General features: G+C 44.8%; 18 protein-coding genes. 15 read left to right on the forward strand and 3 right to left on the reverse strand.

Annotated features, from left to right (window positions below; translation table 11 throughout):
• Positions 1–97: 97 nt before the first annotated feature.
• Entirely contained in the window at positions 98–727 is a 630-nt protein-coding gene (locus L2730_RS08255) for a FlgO family outer membrane protein (RefSeq protein ID WP_248974144.1), read from the forward strand.
• On the forward strand, positions 728–1,186 hold the full coding sequence (locus L2730_RS08260) for an LPP20 family lipoprotein (protein ID WP_248974145.1): 459 nt from the start codon (positions 728–730) through the stop codon (positions 1,184–1,186).
• 164 nt (positions 1,187–1,350) lie between these two features.
• Here the strand turns inward: L2730_RS08260 and L2730_RS08265 are convergent, their stop codons facing one another.
• The 3 genes from L2730_RS08265 to flgA all read right to left on the reverse strand — a co-directional run bounded on the left by L2730_RS08265 (position 1,351) and on the right by flgA (position 2,935).
• Complete coding sequence (locus L2730_RS08265) at positions 1,351–1,776, reverse strand: flagella synthesis protein FlgN (protein ID WP_248974146.1); 426 nt, start codon at positions 1,774–1,776, stop codon at positions 1,351–1,353.
• Between the two features lie 45 nt (positions 1,777–1,821).
• Positions 1,822–2,145 carry a flagellar biosynthesis anti-sigma factor FlgM gene (gene flgM / locus L2730_RS08270; protein ID WP_248974147.1) on the reverse strand — a complete coding sequence of 108 codons (324 nt, stop codon included), beginning with the start codon at positions 2,143–2,145 and terminating at the stop codon, positions 1,822–1,824.
• Between the two features lie 76 nt (positions 2,146–2,221).
• The gene (flgA, locus tag L2730_RS08275; protein WP_248974148.1) at positions 2,222–2,935 is read right to left on the reverse strand and encodes a flagellar basal body P-ring formation chaperone FlgA; all 714 of its coding nucleotides are present in this window, start codon (positions 2,933–2,935) and stop codon (positions 2,222–2,224) included.
• Between the two features lie 282 nt (positions 2,936–3,217).
• On the opposite strand from flgA, the gene L2730_RS08280 reads away from it, so the two are divergent.
• The 13 genes from L2730_RS08280 to flgL all read left to right on the forward strand — a co-directional run bounded on the left by L2730_RS08280 (position 3,218) and on the right by flgL (position 16,330).
• Positions 3,218–4,138, forward strand: coding sequence for a chemotaxis protein CheV (locus tag L2730_RS08280; RefSeq protein ID WP_248974149.1), 921 nt, complete (start codon positions 3,218–3,220; stop codon positions 4,136–4,138).
• A gap of 141 nt (positions 4,139–4,279) precedes the next feature.
• Positions 4,280–5,113 (forward strand): CheR family methyltransferase, encoded by an 834-nt coding sequence (locus L2730_RS08285; RefSeq protein WP_248974150.1) that lies wholly within the window; start codon positions 4,280–4,282, stop codon positions 5,111–5,113.
• A gap of 175 nt (positions 5,114–5,288) precedes the next feature.
• On the forward strand, positions 5,289–5,687 hold the full coding sequence (gene flgB / locus L2730_RS08290) for a flagellar basal body rod protein FlgB (RefSeq protein WP_020911661.1): 399 nt from the start codon (positions 5,289–5,291) through the stop codon (positions 5,685–5,687).
• A gap of 2 nt (positions 5,688–5,689) precedes the next feature.
• Positions 5,690–6,106, forward strand: a complete 417-nt coding sequence (gene flgC, locus L2730_RS08295) for a flagellar basal body rod protein FlgC (protein WP_020911662.1) — start codon at positions 5,690–5,692, stop codon at positions 6,104–6,106.
• A gap of 24 nt (positions 6,107–6,130) precedes the next feature.
• The gene (flgD, locus tag L2730_RS08300) at positions 6,131–6,925 is read left to right on the forward strand and encodes a flagellar hook assembly protein FlgD (protein ID WP_248974151.1); all 795 of its coding nucleotides are present in this window, start codon (positions 6,131–6,133) and stop codon (positions 6,923–6,925) included.
• A gap of 75 nt (positions 6,926–7,000) precedes the next feature.
• Complete coding sequence (gene flgE / locus L2730_RS08305) at positions 7,001–8,362, forward strand: flagellar hook protein FlgE (protein ID WP_248974152.1); 1,362 nt, start codon at positions 7,001–7,003, stop codon at positions 8,360–8,362.
• A gap of 198 nt (positions 8,363–8,560) precedes the next feature.
• Complete coding sequence (gene flgF / locus L2730_RS08310; RefSeq protein ID WP_020911665.1) at positions 8,561–9,304, forward strand: flagellar basal-body rod protein FlgF; 744 nt, start codon at positions 8,561–8,563, stop codon at positions 9,302–9,304.
• Between the two features lie 10 nt (positions 9,305–9,314).
• Positions 9,315–10,103 carry a flagellar basal-body rod protein FlgG gene (gene flgG / locus L2730_RS08315; RefSeq protein ID WP_020911666.1) on the forward strand — a complete coding sequence of 263 codons (789 nt, stop codon included), beginning with the start codon at positions 9,315–9,317 and terminating at the stop codon, positions 10,101–10,103.
• Between the two features lie 71 nt (positions 10,104–10,174).
• Complete coding sequence (gene flgH / locus L2730_RS08320) at positions 10,175–10,849, forward strand: flagellar basal body L-ring protein FlgH (protein ID WP_248974153.1); 675 nt, start codon at positions 10,175–10,177, stop codon at positions 10,847–10,849.
• 111 nt (positions 10,850–10,960) lie between these two features.
• The gene (locus tag L2730_RS08325) at positions 10,961–12,052 is read left to right on the forward strand and encodes a flagellar basal body P-ring protein FlgI (protein ID WP_248974216.1); all 1,092 of its coding nucleotides are present in this window, start codon (positions 10,961–10,963) and stop codon (positions 12,050–12,052) included.
• Positions 12,053–12,080: 28 nt separating this feature from the next.
• Positions 12,081–13,127, forward strand: a complete 1,047-nt coding sequence (gene flgJ, locus L2730_RS08330) for a flagellar assembly peptidoglycan hydrolase FlgJ (protein WP_248974154.1) — start codon at positions 12,081–12,083, stop codon at positions 13,125–13,127.
• A 43-nt stretch (positions 13,128–13,170) separates the two neighbouring features.
• Positions 13,171–15,093 carry a flagellar hook-associated protein FlgK gene (gene flgK, locus L2730_RS08335; protein ID WP_248974155.1) on the forward strand — a complete coding sequence of 641 codons (1,923 nt, stop codon included), beginning with the start codon at positions 13,171–13,173 and terminating at the stop codon, positions 15,091–15,093.
• A 34-nt stretch (positions 15,094–15,127) separates the two neighbouring features.
• Positions 15,128–16,330 (forward strand): flagellar hook-associated protein FlgL, encoded by a 1,203-nt coding sequence (flgL, locus tag L2730_RS08340; RefSeq protein WP_248974156.1) that lies wholly within the window; start codon positions 15,128–15,130, stop codon positions 16,328–16,330.
• Positions 16,331–16,452 lie beyond the last annotated feature (122 nt).

Here is a 16,452-nt window from a genome sequence, read left to right on the forward strand (position 1 = left end):
TATTCAGTTTTGCGCCGATAACAGCATTAAGATAATCATATTCTCTTCGCTATGCGTTCGAGCCTTTATCGGTTCGCTGAAAGACAGGAATATAAAGATGTATAAAACAATTATTTTACTGCCTTTGCTAGTGCTACTTGGCTGTGCGGCGACTCAAGGGAAAGCCGCTGATGAGCATACGCTTGCAAGCGGCAATGGCTTGCCGCATTTGGCGTCTATTAACCATTTGGCACAGCAGATGGTTAATGAGTTGGTCAGGCAAAATGACAGTTTAAAGCCCACTCAGCCTTTGTTAGTGGCTACGCCAGTCATGCTAAGCGATCTCGCGACCACCAGTGAGCTGGGTCTGCAATATCAGCAAGGACTAATCGCGGCATTACATGATCATCAATTTAATTTGATTGATATGAATGTGGCAGAAACATTGCGAGTTACCGAGGAAGGAGATTTCATTCTTACTCGCGACTGGCAGCAGCTACCCGCTGATATTGATGTTAGGCATGTGGTGGTGTCAACGATGAGTCCAAGTAAAGAGGGAGTCGTTGTTTATAGCCGCATTGTGGATGTCAGTAACAATCGAGTGATATCAGTGGCTCAGAGCTTTGTACCAATAACCGCGATGCCAGATATGTTAACCCCTTCAGAGAAAGTCGTGTCTGAAAATGGTTTATTGTATCGCTCAGAACATGCAGGCCAGAAAGCAATAAATCTTGGGGGAGCCAAATAGATGAGAGCGATAGTAGTCATTGCAAGCTTATTAATTGCGAGCATATTTGCTGGTTGCGCGGCACAAGACCGCTATGTGCAATACGAGACCGAAGCGCCCGAATCCTTTCCGACATTAACCGCGATTGGTTATGCGACATTAGACAATCAGCCTTCGAATGATCCCGCGCAGCGTGTCCTTATGGCGATGCAAGCCTCTAAAATTGCTGCTTATCGAGAGCTCGCCGAGCAGGTGTATGGTCAGCACTTAACTGCATCAAGCCAGATGAGTGATTGGATGTTATCGAGTGATGAGATTAAAGCATCAGTTTCTGGGGTTATTCGCGGCGCAAGGGTTGTGAAGAGTTATCCAGCCGGTGAGCACTATGTCACAGAGCTAGAGTTGGACTTTGAACAGGTTTGGGCGTTATATCAGCAACAGAACCGTTCGCAAAAAGTGAAAGAGATCACCTATTTTTAAGAGATAGGCTGTTCGCAAGCTTTCTATTAGAACGTCCGCGGGCCTGATGACAAGAACGCTGCGTTCATAGGAATTAGATACGAGGAAACTAGCGGCTGGGTTAACTTGCTACAGCTAGAACCCAAAAAAGCGAAGCACTCAGCTTCGCTTTTATTTTGAGTTTTTTAAGCTCTTAAATTGTTACCTAAGCTGGAGATACTTGATGTACGGCCTTTGCCATCATAGGTGAGGCTGGTAGAACTTCGACTAACCTGCAGTGCTTGAGAAAAACGATTTAAGCTGGCTAAGCTCAATTCAATTAAAGATTCGTTCTCAGCGTTGAGTTGTTGGCACTCTGCGAGCAAACCCTTTGCTTCGCTAACTTGCTGAGATAATGTAGCATCGGTCTCTAATATACTTTTATCAGGCTGCGCGGCTATCATCTCATCGTTATGCTTTAAATTATCAAGTAGGCTCGCTTTGGTGCTCGCTAGCGCTAACAAGGTGTCTGCATCTTGCGACTGTAATGCTTGTTTTTCTTGACTGATAACGGCTTTTAGCTCAGTCAACACGGTATGTTGTGAGCTTAAAAGATGAGATAAATTTGTCATAATGGCCTTATCTGTTTTGCCTTAATCCGCGTTTAGCGGCGAGGTTTAGTTTAAATCGCTGAGATCATTCTCGAAGTTTGCAATATTAGTTGCAAGTTTATCCGGATCGATTTTGTAACGGCCTTCAGCGATAGCAGCTTTAATTTCGTCAACTTTCTTTTGGTCTATATCAGGCATATCAGCCATCTTTGTCTGTACGTTCTGCAGTTGTTGAGCCTGTGGCGTAATTGACACAGAGTCGGCTTTTTGTGCTGCTTCAGTTTGCGCTGGGGCAGCAGGAGCACTTTGTGCGGCGGAGCCTTTGCCTGCATTACTGCTGTTTATACGCGATGTTGCAGCGCTATTTACTTGTTTAATATCCATAGCCATTTTGGTATCCAACATTGAATAAAGAGACTTTCTTACACATGCTATCGGCGTGATAACTGTTAACTTTAGACTTATTTTACATTCTTACTTCAACTTGGCCAACAGCAGTGACTTTTGCATTCAATGTTTTTTGTGAATGAGTATTTTTAATTCGAATTTTGTCGCCCAGATTACCATCGTGTAAGGCTTCTCCAACGGTTTTAATTTCAAAGTTTTCAGAGCGAGCGAATATGGAAACAGTATCTCCCTTACAAACAATGCAAAGGTGATTGTTGAAAATAGGTTGCTGCGGCGCGACACGACGCTTTAATCGCGCACCTACCACTTGATCGACTTGGTCAAATTGTTGACCGCGCAGTGTAGTTTGCTCAACATAATCGATTTCGACATCACTGCTTGATAGCAGGTCGCCGGGGCCTAAGGTGGATTTTGCCACCACCACGGGGTAGAGAATATCGACTCTTACCGATAAAAATATTTGCCACGGGTAACTTAAATCTGGGCTGTCGCAACTGATCTTAATGGTGTTATTACGTCTAATAGCACGGTCACTGGCAATTTCGGCTTTAATCGGCAAGTAGCAGCTAGGCAAGCTGACTCGACTATCGAGACTCTGAGGGGTGATATTTATCTTAGCTTTTTCAGGCGCTTCTATTTTTTCTTCAACTGCGGCTATAGCTAATCGAGAAATGGTCGATATAGAAGGTACGCTAGCAAGTTGATCTGTATTTGCAATAGCGGCGATGGGTACAAATAATACGGTTAAAAAGAGCCAAAAATTTATTTTCATAATGAATACACCAGCTTGATTCGCTAGAATGCACCTAAGTCGTGTTGTTTTAGAATTTCTGTAGCGAACTCATTAAATCGTCGGCTGTCATAAAGTTGACTAAAATCGCAACGCTAAAATCAGATTGTACAAGCTAAGCAAGTAGTATGCCTAAATGTAGGTGTTAATTATATTGACCAGTATCGGCAGCAACGATGCGCTAAATCAACGTAATAAGTGGTCACTCAACTAAATTGAATCTTTTAGATTTAATCGATAAAAATAAGTACAAGGCAAATTTTCATGTCGAACATTCTTGAATCAGTAAATAAGCGAACGCAATTGGTTGGACAGAACCGACTAGAGTTGTTGTTATTTAAACTTAATGGACGTCAACGGTTCGGCATTAACGTATTTAAGGTGAAAGAGGTGCTGCAATGCCCTCCATTAACCAGCTTACCTAGGCTCAATTCAAACGTACGTGGGATTGCCCATGTTCGCGGAATGACTATTTCAGTGATCGACTTAAGTGCAGCTACAGGTGGTCGCCCAATTGAGAATATTGAGAACTGTTTCATTATCATCTCTGAGTACAACCGCAGTGTACAAGGTTTCTTGGTCAGTTCTGTAGAGCGTATTATCAATATGAACTGGGAAGCTATCATGCCGCCACCTCAAGGCGCTGGCCGGGGCTCTTACTTAACGGCTGTTACCGAAATAGAAAACGAACTGGTAGAGATCCTAGATGTAGAAAAAATCTTAGATGAGATCTCCCCGGTTAACACCAATATCAGTAAAGAGCTTGATGATAAACTGACTATCGATAGAGATCTGCATCATCACATCATGGTGATCGATGACTCATCGGTTGCCCGTAAACAGATTATTCGTGCGTTAAGCTCGCTCGATCTGCAAATCGACACTGCTAAAGACGGTAAAGAAGCGTTAGATAAATTACGGGTGATAGCCGCTGAATTGGATGATGTCTCAACAGAGATCCCGTTGATCATTTCAGATATTGAAATGCCAGAAATGGATGGCTACACCTTAACTGCAGAAATACGTGATGATCCTAAATTGAGAAACATCAAAGTCGTGCTACATACTTCGCTCAGCGGGGTATTCAACCAAGCTATGGTTCAGAAAGTAGGCGCTAATGATTTTATCGCGAAATTTAATCCAGATGAGTTAGCGGCGGCTGTAAACAAGCACTTAAGTTTATAATCCGCGATCTTACAACGTATCGAAGGCCCAAGGAAGCCAACTCCGGCTTGTGTTTCCTTGGGGGCTAATGTATAAACCTGCGATTGTTGTTAAGCTGCAGCGACTGCGTGGCTTTGTTTTATAGATATTTAGGATACTAGAGTGCCGAATAAATCACTTGCTGAAAACGAGTACCATCAATTCAGGCTATTTCTAGAGCAGCATAGCGGTATTGTGCTAGGCGAAAACAAGCAGTACTTAGTGCGTAGCCGCTTGGCGCCGCTAATGGGTAAGTATAATCTTCCTTCTTTGTCGGATGTGGTCAAACATTCGATGAAACCGACTGAGCGTCAACTTCGCACCGAAGTTATCGATGCCATGACCACCAATGAGACCTTATGGTTTCGAGACCGTTATCCTTTTGAACTGCTGGCCAATACTTTACTGCCAAACTACAGTCGACTGGGTAGACCTATTAAAATTTGGTCGGCGGCATGTTCTTCGGGGCAAGAGCCTTACTCACTAAGCATGACTATTCTTGAGCATCAGCAACGTCGCCCAGGTAAATTACCGAGTGGGGCAAACATTCTAGCGACAGATCTGTCTCCTTCAATGCTTGAGCGTTGTAAAAAAGCGGAATATGACAATTTAGCCTTAGGGCGTGGCTTGTCAGATGAAAGGAAACGTCAGTTTTTTGATACTTTGCCGTCCGGCAATATGGTGATTAAGAATAATGTAAAACAGTTGGTGAACTTCAGAGCGCACAACTTGCTTGAAAGTTATACGTTACTGGGCAAGTTTGACATTATTTTTTGCCGTAACGTATTGATCTATTTTTCGCCAGAGGCAAAGCGGAAAATACTGCGGCAATTCGCTGCCGCATTAAACCCAAATGGTATTCTATTTTTAGGTGCCTCGGAGTCTATTGCTGGTTTATCTGAAGAGTTCGATATGATCCGCTGTAATCCTGGGATCTATTACCAAAAGCGCAGTTAAGCTGTAGTAGTCAGGGTGTTTCAGCGGCGTTTAACGCAATTTTGACACCCTTATATCTTGTAAAACCTTCCTTTTGATATCGCTGCATCCTAGATATACCTCTATTTTTACTTGTTTTAACTAATTTGGCACACCAATTGCTTTATTTCAGATACCGAGCTGAGGAGGCAATTTTATGGCGATTAGTTTTGATAAAGCATTAGGAGTTCATCAATACACTTTGGGCGTACGCTCCCAACGTGCAGAAGTCCTATCTTCAAATATTGCCAATGCCGACACGCCAAACTATAAAGCACGTGATGTGGATTTTGCCAAAGCAATGAATTCAGCGCAGTCACGCCAATCGGGCTTAGCAATGGCTAAGAGCGACGGCAAACATTTTGATATGGCAGCGTTAACTCAGCAAAACGTCGCTTACCGTGTGCCTAATCAACCCGATACCGGTGATGGCAATACCGTTGATATTCAACAAGAGCAATCTGCATTTATGCAAAATGCCCTTGAGTATCAGATGTCTCTTGGTTTTCTTGACGGTAAGTTCTCAGGCATGAAAAAAGCGATTAGAGGCGATTAATTATGAGTTTATTTAATATATTTAATGTCGCAGGTTCAGGCATGTCTGCGCAATCAGTCCGGCTTAATACCACTGCAAGTAATATTGCCAATGCCGATGCAGTATCGAGCAGTGCAGGCGAAACTTACCGTGCTCGCCACCCTATTTTTGAAGCCGAAATGAGCAAAGCACAGCAGCATCAAAGTGCATCACAATCTGTGGCAGTCAAAGGTATTGTTGAAAGTGACTTACCCTTGAATAAAGAATTTTCTCCCGGCCATCCAATGGCAGACACTGACGGCTTTATCTATAAGCCCAATGTCAACGTGATGGAGGAGATGGCTAATATGATCTCAGCCTCTCGCTCATATCAAATGAATGTACAAGTCACTGATGCAGCGAAATCGATGCTTCAGCAAACTCTTAGAATTGGCAAGTAACTCAGTGAAAGCTGGAGGTAAATTTTGAGCCTGATTAATCCGCTCAATAACACGCAATCGGCAACCGGTCAGCCAAAGCAGGCCAGCGCCGTTACGCCGCAAGCAACGACACAAAGTAGCGCGTCGACAGAGCAGACATCTACAACCGGTAACCCGTTTTTAGATAGCCTTCGTTTGCCGGCTGAAAACTCAATACCTGAGCCTAATAGTCAGGAGCTATCTCAAGAAGATTTCTTCTCGTTATTGAGTCAACAGTTGTCGATGCAAGATCCCTTTAAACCGGTTGATAATGACCAAATGATCCAGCAGATGGCATCGTTTTCAACCGTTGACGGGATCAGTAAGCTTAACGAAGAGATTGTTAACCTCAATGCATTAACCACCTCGAGCCAAGCGCTGCAGGCGTCAGGACTGGTGGGGCAGAAAGTGCTTATTCCATCGGACACAGGTTATGTGTCTGCTGATGAACCCAACATTAAAGCCATTGTCAGCACTCCCGAGGCGATTAAGGACTTAACGGTTCGCGTCGAGGATGAAACTGGCCAACTTATTTCGACCTTTACCGTAGACGGTAGTGCTGGCGGTAATGTCGATATTACTTGGGACGGCATGGGGAAAAACGGTGAGCCAGTTGCTGAAGGGAGTTATACCCTTAAAGTGACGGGTAACGTTGATGGGAAAAGTGAAGAGCTTCCCGTTTCAACATACGCTCATGTGACCAGCGTATCGTTAGGCACTGCCGCAACTGGCGCAATTTTGAATTTGCGTGGTGTAGGTGGCATTAAGATCAGTGATGTATTAGCGGTATCAGAATCATAAACGCACGACAGATATTAATAGCAGAGGCGAGTATAGCCTCTGCTAAAACGAATTGAACAAGGATTGAGGTGAACTATGTCATTTAACATTGCTTTGAGCGGTATATCGTCTGCGCAAAAAGATCTAAATACAACGGCAAACAATATCGCCAACGTAAATACTACTGGTTTTAAAGAGTCTCGCGCCGAATTCGCCGATGTTTACGCCAGCTCTATTTTCGCCAATAGCAAAACCACTGTAGGTGGCGGTGTAGCAACCAGCCAAGTAGCACAGCAGTTCCATCAAGGTAGTTTACAGTTTACCAATAACTCACTTGATATGGCGATTAACGGTGGTGGCTTCTTTGTGACCTCTTCTGAAGTCGGTTCTCAAGACCACTCATTTACCCGTGCAGGCGCATTCAAGTTTGACTCGAACAATTATATGGTCGACTCAGCCGGTAATTTCCTACAAACCTTCCCGGTTGACAAAGATGGCAACTCAACTTCTGTCAGTTTAACAACCACCCAACCAGTACAAATTCCTGATACTGCAGGTAGTCCGGTTAAAACGGATAACATTGGTTTGCAGATGAACCTTAATGCGGGCGATAAAACCTTTGACCCAGCTAATTTCGATCCCGATGACCCAGATACATTCAATAACTCAACTTCAGTAACCATGTACGATTCGCTTGGTGAGCCGCATGTGATGACGACTTACTTTGTTCGTCCTCCTAATGCTGCGCATACTGGTGAGAGTAACTGGGTTGCGTTCTACGCTGTTGATGGTAAAAAAGTTAATGTTGACCCTGCAGCCGGAACCTATGATGTTGATACTACTGGTGATGGTTTGGTCGATGGCACTAAAAATGCTGAAACTGCTGGCGGTTGGAAAGGTGCTGCAGTTTCATTCAATGATACTGGTGCTTATACAGGCAGTAATCCTGCAACGATTCAAACTGAGCAGCTTGGGGTTGGCGGCGCCAATGTTCTAGGCCCTGGCGCTGATGGTTCGCAAACCTTGACCTTGAACTTTAATAACCCGACGCAATACGCCTCACCTTTTGAAGTAACTGAATTGACTCAAGATGGTACTACCGTTGGCCGATTAACTAACGTTGAAGTGGGCGCCGATGGCCTGATTAACGCCAGTTACAGTAACGGTTCTACCGTGCCATTAGCACGAGTGGCATTGGTACGTTTTGCTAATGAGCAAGGGTTATCACAAGCAGGTAACACCTCTTGGAAAGCGAGCCTTGATTCGGGCCCTGCATTAGCGGGTGAAGCTAACAGTGGTACCTTCGGTAGTATTCGTTCATCGGCACTTGAGCAATCAAACGTAGACTTAACCACAGAGCTTGTCGATTTGATCTCGGCGCAACGTAATTTCCAAGCTAACTCTCGTACATTGGAAGTCAACAATACGTTGCAACAAACAGTGCTGCAGATCCGCTAAATCAATAAAGCCTCTATCCGCGGTTTTTAACTGCGATAAAGTAAAGCACGTTGCCGCTGCGGCAACGTGCTGCCTCTTTAATCATCTTGTTGCATACCTTTTCGATAACTCCTTCTTTTTCTGTCTAATTCAAAAAGTTCATTTCTGGCACGATGCTTGCTAATTAATACGTTAGACGGAAGTTTGACGGAGCATTACGTGGACAAGTTACTCTATGTCGCTATGAGCGGCGCAAAGCAGAATATGAATTCGTTGGCCATTAGCGCCAACAATTTGGCAAACGCTAACACTGATGGATTTAAAGCTGATCTCGCACAAGCGCGTTCAATGCAAGCCTTTGGTGAAGGATTGCCAACACGCGTATTTGCGATGACAGAGAGCCCGTCCGCTGACTTTACCAATGGTCCAATCAAGACCACTGGTCGAGATCTCGATATTGCTGTTAAAGGCGATGGCTGGATTGCTGTGCAAGCTGATGATGGCGGCGAAGCTTATACCCGTTCTGGTAGCTTGAGTTTCGATACCACTGGTGTACTCCGTAACGATAAAGGTACCCCGTTAATGGGTGACAACGGACCTATCGTGTTACCGCTTCCAATCGAAAAAATTGAAATATCTCAAGATGGCATAATCTCTGTTCGTCCAACAGGGGCCACTGCCGAGGTAATTGAAGAGGTTGGCCGTATTAAATTGGTCAATCCTGGTAATGAAAACTTAATGCGCGGCAAAGATGGGTTGTTTCGTCAAATGTCGGGTGAACCCGCACCGGCTGATCTTTCCGTTGGTCTACTAAGTGGCGCAGTTGAAGGCAGTAACGTCAATGCTGTACACGAGATGGTATCGATGATTGACATACAACGTCAGTTTGAGATGCAAGTCAAAATGATGAAAACAGCTGAAGAAACAGATAAAGCATCTGCTTCATTAATGCGCATTAGCTAGGAGATAGAATATGCATCCCGCTTTATGGATAAGTAAGACTGGTTTAGACGCTCAGCAGACTGATATTTCTGTTATTTCAAATAATGTGGCCAACGCCAGTACTGTTGGCTTTAAAAAGAGCCGTGCAGTATTTGAAGATCTCCTCTATCAAAATGTTAACCAAGCGGGTGGGGTAAGTGCATCTAATACCAAGCTGCCAAATGGTTTGAATATTGGCGCGGGTACCCAAGTGGTTGCAACGCAAAAAGTCTTTACTCAAGGCAACATGCTAACCACTGACAACTCGCTTGATTTGATGGTTGAAGGTCCAGGTTTTTTTGAAGTGCAAATGCCAGATGGCACCGCAGCATATACACGTACTGGTCAGTTTAGCCTCGACGATACAGGCCAAATTGTGACCCCAGGTTCTGGGTACGTAGTGCAACCAGCAATCACGATTCCAGATGATGCCACCAGTATTACTGTATCTGCAGAGGGTGAGGTGTCAGTTAAAACACCGGGTAATGCTGAAAACCAAGTGGTTGGACAGCTAGCAATGTCAGATTTTATTAACCCAGCAGGTCTAGATCCAATGGGGCAAAACCTCTACATGGAAACGGGTGCAAGTGGCACGCCTATACAAGGCACTGCATCACTTGATGGTATGGGCGCAATTCGCCAAGGGGCGCTCGAAACCTCGAATGTGAATGTTACCGAAGAGCTGGTTAACTTGATTGAAAGCCAACGCATTTACGAGATGAATTCAAAGGTTATTTCAGCAGTCGATCAGATGCTGTCTTACGTGAATCAGAACTTATAGCGCTAGTGCAGTAATCGCACTTTTTGACAGGTTTTGGCATTCGATTTGCCCGTAATATTAAGAGACTATTTATGAATCGTTATTGGATTTTACTCGTTATTGCTGCGCTTTCAGGTTGTAGTTCAACCAATGAAAAGCCAATTGCAGACGATCCTTATTATGCGCCTGTTTATCCTGAAGCGCCGCCAACGAAAATAGCAGCGACAGGGTCAATGTATCAAGACAGCCAAGCATCTAGCCTTTACTCAGATATTAAAGCTTTGAAAGTGGGCGATATTATTACTGTCATGTTGATGGAATCGACTCAAGCTAAAAAGAGCGCCAATAACGAAATTAAAAAAGGTACTGACCTGTCACTTGACCCCATTTATGCCGGTGGTGGAAACGTCACCATTGGGGGCAATCCTATCGACCTGCGTTACAAAGACAGCATGAACACCAAGCGTGAATCTGACGCTGATCAAAGTAACAGCTTATCAGGCAGTATCTCTGCCAACGTGATGCAAGTACTCAATAACGGTAACTTGGTTATTCGCGGCGAGAAATGGATAAGTATCAACAACGGTGATGAATTTGTGCGTATTACCGGTATTGTGCGAGCTCAAGATATTCGTCCAGATAACACCATTGACTCTCCTCGTGTTGCTAATGCACGTATTCAATATAGTGGCACTGGAACCTTTGCAGAGGTTCAAAAAGTAGGTTGGCTAAGCTCATTCTTTATGGGTAGCTGGTGGCCGTTTTAAATTTTCTAAGAGTAAGTATTAAAGAACTGCGCGGACTGCAGTACTTCATAGCCGAGTAGGGCTGCTGTTGAGCAATTTTAAGCGAGTTAACTGAGCTAAGGACTTTTCATGATGAAACTTAAACTGGCATTACTGTGTGCAATTTTAGTGATTGTATCGCCAGTACATGCACAGCGCATCAAGGACATTGCCAATGTTCAAGGGGTGCGAAGTAACCAATTGATAGGTTATGGCTTAGTGGTTGGTTTACCCGGAACCGGTGAAAAAACCCGTTATACCGAGCAAACCTTCAAAACTATGTTGAAGAACTTTGGCATTAATCTGCCAGATAATTTCAGGCCTAAAATTAAGAATGTCGCGGTAGTTGCAGTGAGTGCCAATATGCCGCCGTTTATTAAACCCGGTCAAACACTAGATGTTTCGGTTTCAAGCTTGGGTGAAGCTAAGAGCTTACGTGGCGGCATGCTGCTACAAACTTTCCTTAAAGGTGTAGACGGTAACGTCTATGCCATTGCTCAAGGCAGTATGGTGGTGAGTGGTTTTAGTGCTGAGGGACAAGATGGTTCTAAGGTGATCCAAAATACTCCAACGGTTGGGCGCATTCCAAATGGCGCGATTATTGAGCGCACTGTAGCCACACCGTTTTCAACTGGTGACTACCTCACCTTTAACCTGCGCCGCGCTGACTTTTCAACAGCAAAAAGACTATCAGATGCTATCAATGACTTATTAGGTCCAGGAATGGCGCGGCCACTTGATGCCGCATCAGTGCAGGTGAGCGCGCCGCGTGATGTTTCACAACGGGTCTCTTTTCTTGCAACACTGGAAAATATCGAAGTAGAACCAGCCGCTGAATCGGCAAAGGTGATTGTTAACTCACGCACTGGCACCATTGTTGTTGGCCAAGACGTCAAATTATTGCCAGCTGCCGTTACCCACGGCGGGCTAACGGTAACGATTGCTGAGGCAACGCAGGTTTCGCAGCCCAATCCGTTCGCGGGTGGTCAAACCGTCGTCACTACCGACAGTACTATTGATGTCGCTGAAGATGATAGTCGCATGTTTATGTTTAACCCAGGTACCACGCTAGACGAGCTAGTACGGGCGGTTAACCTAGTAGGCGCTGCGCCATCAGACGTGTTAGCAATACTGGAAGCGTTAAAGATGGCAGGGGCTTTGCATGGAGAACTGATAATAATCTAAAAATTGTCGGTTTGAGTGGGAAGTAGTCATGGATAAGCTGTCGAATGCATCGCAATTTTTGGATCTGGGAGGGTTGGACTCACTCAGATCCAAAGCCCGAAATGGCGAAAACAGTGCACTAAAAGAAGTTGCGCAACAGTTTGAAGGTATTTTCGTGCAAATGCTGATGACCAGTATGCGAGATGCTAACGCGGTGTTTGAATCCGACAGCCCTATGAACAGCCAGTACACCAAGTTTTATGAGCAGATGCATGACCAACAAATGTCCCTCAACCTATCTGGTGAAGGCATGCTGGGGTTAGCTGATTTAATGGTGCAACAACTCGACCCTGCTAACAGCCCAATGACGCCAGCCTCAGTACTTAGAGGCGACAGTAACAGCTCCGCTAAATCAAATGCTTTTACGCTTGATAATCCACAGGCGATGCAAATGCCGGCCACAAGAAGCATGAGCGCAGTGCCCGTTGACACTGCAGTAAACTCAACCGCAAATACAGCATTGGCACCACAAACTTTAGATGCCTTATTAAGTGGCAAAGTCTTGCCGTCGGCGGCATTAACTGCCGATAAGTCTCAAGCCGATTTTACTAGCCAAGATGAATTTGTTAGCCGTCTTTACCCACACGCTGAAAAAGCTGCAAAAGAGTTAGGCACTACACCCGAGGTACTCATTGCGCAATCGGCGCTAGAAACGGGTTGGGGTCAAAAGATGGTAAAAGGTGCGGCTGGTCAGCAAAGTAATAACCTATTTAATATTAAAGCAGATAACCGCTGGCAAGGTGATAAAGCGCAAGTCAGCACTCTGGAGTATGAGCAGGGTGTGGCGGTTAAGCAAAAAGCAGATTTTCGGGTTTATGAGGATATCGGGCAGAGCTTTAATGACTTTGTATCATTTGTCTCTAACAGTGAACGCTACCAAGATGCGATGAAAAAGGCAGCTAATCCCGGCGCATTTGTACAGTCGCTGCAAGATGCGGGTTACGCAACTGACCCAAAGTATGCCGATAAAGTCATGCAGGTCATGAAAACAATCACACGAGATTTTAAAGATGTTTTACAAGGGGTGAAGCAATGATTAACCAAGTTGTCGAGCCGTTTGTAATGGGGAGTTGTCACTAATGTCAATGGACTTGCTTAGTATTGCTCGCACCGGAGTGCTGGCGTCACAATCTCAATTGGCTATTACCAGTAATAATATTGCCAATGCCAATACTGAAGGCTACAACCGTCAGGTTGTTTCACAATCAAGTTTAGAATCTCAGCGATTGGGCAACAGTTTCTATGGTGCCGGCACCTATGTTTCCGACGTTAAGCGAGTCTATAACGATTATGCGGCGCGTGAATTACGCATAGGTGCGACAGCCGCCAGTGAAGCACAGACAAGCTACAGTAAAATGTCAGAACTCGATCAGCTGTTTTCACAGATAGGCTCTGCTGTACCGGCATCACTCAACGAGTTCTTTGCTGGCATAAATAGCTTATCTGATATTCCGGATGATTTAGGACTGCGTGATTCTTTACTGACCAATGCCAATCAGTTGGCAAACAATGTCAATCAAATGCAAAAACATCTTGATGGTCAGATGAATCAAACCAACGACCAAATCTCAGCGGTTACCGACCGTATTAATGAGATCAGTAATGAGCTTGGCAATATCAATCGTGAGCTAATGAAGTCTCAGGGTCAGGATATGCAATTACTAGACAAGCAAGATGCACTGATCTTAGAGTTAAGCGAATATGCCGAAGTGAATGTGGTACCGCTAGAGTCTGGCTCTAAAAGTGTCATGTTGGGTGGCTCAATCATGTTGGTCTCTGGTGAAGTGTCGATGCAAGTGGGCACTAAACCTGGCGACCCACATGCAAATGAGTTACAGATAACCGCATCATCTGGAAATAAAAGCTTAGTGGTTGATGGGTCTAAAATTGGCGGTCAACTCGGCGCACTGGTTAATTATCGAGATGATACTTTGATACCAGCGCAGCTTGAGCTTGGTCAGTTTGCTTTAGGCGTTGCCGATGCATTTAACCAAGCGCAATCTCAAGGTTTTGATCTAAGCGGTCAAGTGGGCAGCAATATCTTCACCGATATTAATGATCCATCAATGCAGCTAGGCAGAGCAGGGGCATTATCAACCAATACTGGTAATGCAAATCTAGCCGTTAACATTGATGATGTGGGAGCGCTAACAGGCAATAGTTATGAACTTAGCTTTACCGCGCCATCGACCTACGAGCTTAAAGATACTCAAAGCGGCAATGTGACGCCGTTGACGCTAAACGGCACGACACTTGAGGGTGCAAACGGATTTAGTATCGATATTGCAAGTGGCGCTATGGCTTCAGGCGACAAATTTGAGATCCGTCCAACGTCAAGTGCAGCAACGGCATTATCTGTCACCATGACTGACGGCAAAGGCATTGCCGCAGCAGCGCCAACAATTACCGCGGATGCGGCAAACTCGGGTAATACCAGTATCAATCTTGTCAGCATCGACAACCGTAATGCTGCAGGATTCCCTACCACAGGTTCTGAGTTAACCTTTGAAATCGATCCATCGGCAGTGCCACCTACTTTTGAAGCTTTTGATGCCTCTGGCACTAGCCTTGGCGCAGCTGCGCCATACACTCCACCAAGCATCAGCGCCCATGGTTTTACTTTTGAAGTTGATTCAACTGCAACCACTAAAGAGCGATTTACTTTTGACCTGTCGTTTGCTGAAGGTGACAACAGCAACTTAGTGAATATGGCGAAGCTTAACGAAAGCAAAATAATGAATGGTGGTAGCACCACTCTGACTGATGTATTTGAAAATACCAAACTCGATATTGGCGGCAAAACAAAGTCGGCTGAAATTTCAGTAGGTTCAGCAGGTGCTATTTACAATCAGGCATATACCCGAGTGCAAAGTGTATCGGGAGTTAACCTTGATGAAGAAGCGGCAAACTTGATGCGCTTTCAGCAATCTTATCAAGCGTCGGCGCGGATCATGACCACCGCGACGGAAATATTTAATACCTTGTTTAGCTCATTACGCTAACTCGGGTATTAGCGAGTAGAGAAAGGAAAACAGCATGAGAATCTCAACGGCGCAAATGTTTAACCAAACTACGACTAACGTGATGAAAAGCCAGTCTGCGACTAGCAAAATCATGGAACAATTAGCCACAGGGAAAAAGGTCAGCACTGCGGGTGATGATCCAGTCGCAGCTATCGGTATTGATAACCTTAAGCAACAAGGCGCTGTGGTTGATCAGTTTATAAAGAATATCGATTACGCTTCAAATCGTTTGGCCGTTAGCGAAAGTAAAATTGGCAATGCTGAAAATGTGGTTGAGAGCATGCGTGAGCAGATGCTGCGTTCAGTAAACGGCACACTCAGTGATGCCGATCGGCAAACAATTGCCGATGAGATGCGCAGTAGCTTAGAAGAGCTAATGTCGATTGCCAACAGTAAAGATGAATCGGGTAATAGCTTGTTTGCCGGTTTTAAAACTAACTCAGAACCGTTTGCTTTTGATAACAATGGCAAGGTTGTCTACAGCGGCGACTCCGGCATTAGAGACTCAGTGGTGGCATCGGGCGTTACGGTAGGCAGTAATATTCCAGGCGACAGTGTCTTTATGAATGCTGCAAACGCGATTGGCGACTACAGCGTCAATTATTCGTCAACCCAGCAAGGTAGCTTTAGCGTCGAAAGCGCAAAGATAACGGATCCAACTTTACCCGTTGCGGGCAATTATACCTTTGACTTTGTTGATAATGGAGCGGGTGGGCTTGATGTCAATGTGACAGATTCTGCCGGCACGGTAACCACAATTCCAAATTTTGATGCGACTCAACCTCTAACGGTAGATGGCATTGAATTACAGCTGAAAGGCACGCCGCAAGCGGGTGATACCTTTGGGTTAGCGCCGGAACAAAACTCAAACATATTCGATACCTTGAATAGCGCGATAGCGCTGCTTGAAGACGGCAGTAAATTGAATTCTCCGCAAGGCCAAGCGGAAATGGCACAGTTATTGAATAACGTAAGTAGTGGTCAAGAGCAGATGGCAACCAGCCGCAGTGTGGCGGGTAATAGTTTAAAGAGTTTAGAGAACTATACCAATACACACAAAGAGGAGCAGTTGGTCAACCAATCTGCGCTGTCACTGCTTGAAGACTTAGATTACGCAGAAGCGATAACGGAGTTCGAAAAGCAGCAGATGTCGCTTAACGCGGTATCGAGCGTGTTTAGTAAGGTTGGCTCTATGTCGCTTTTTGATTATTTGTAAAAGCTCGCAGTTTATCACGCACTAAGTGATACGGCTTGTAAGTAATAGGTAAACAAAATATTGAATATTTTTGATTTGGTTTAAATGTTGGCACAAAAAAAGCATTAATAAACCTGAGATAT

This window comes from Shewanella kaireitica, assembly GCF_023284045.1.
GTDB lineage: Bacteria > Pseudomonadota > Gammaproteobacteria > Enterobacterales > Shewanellaceae > Shewanella > Shewanella kaireitica.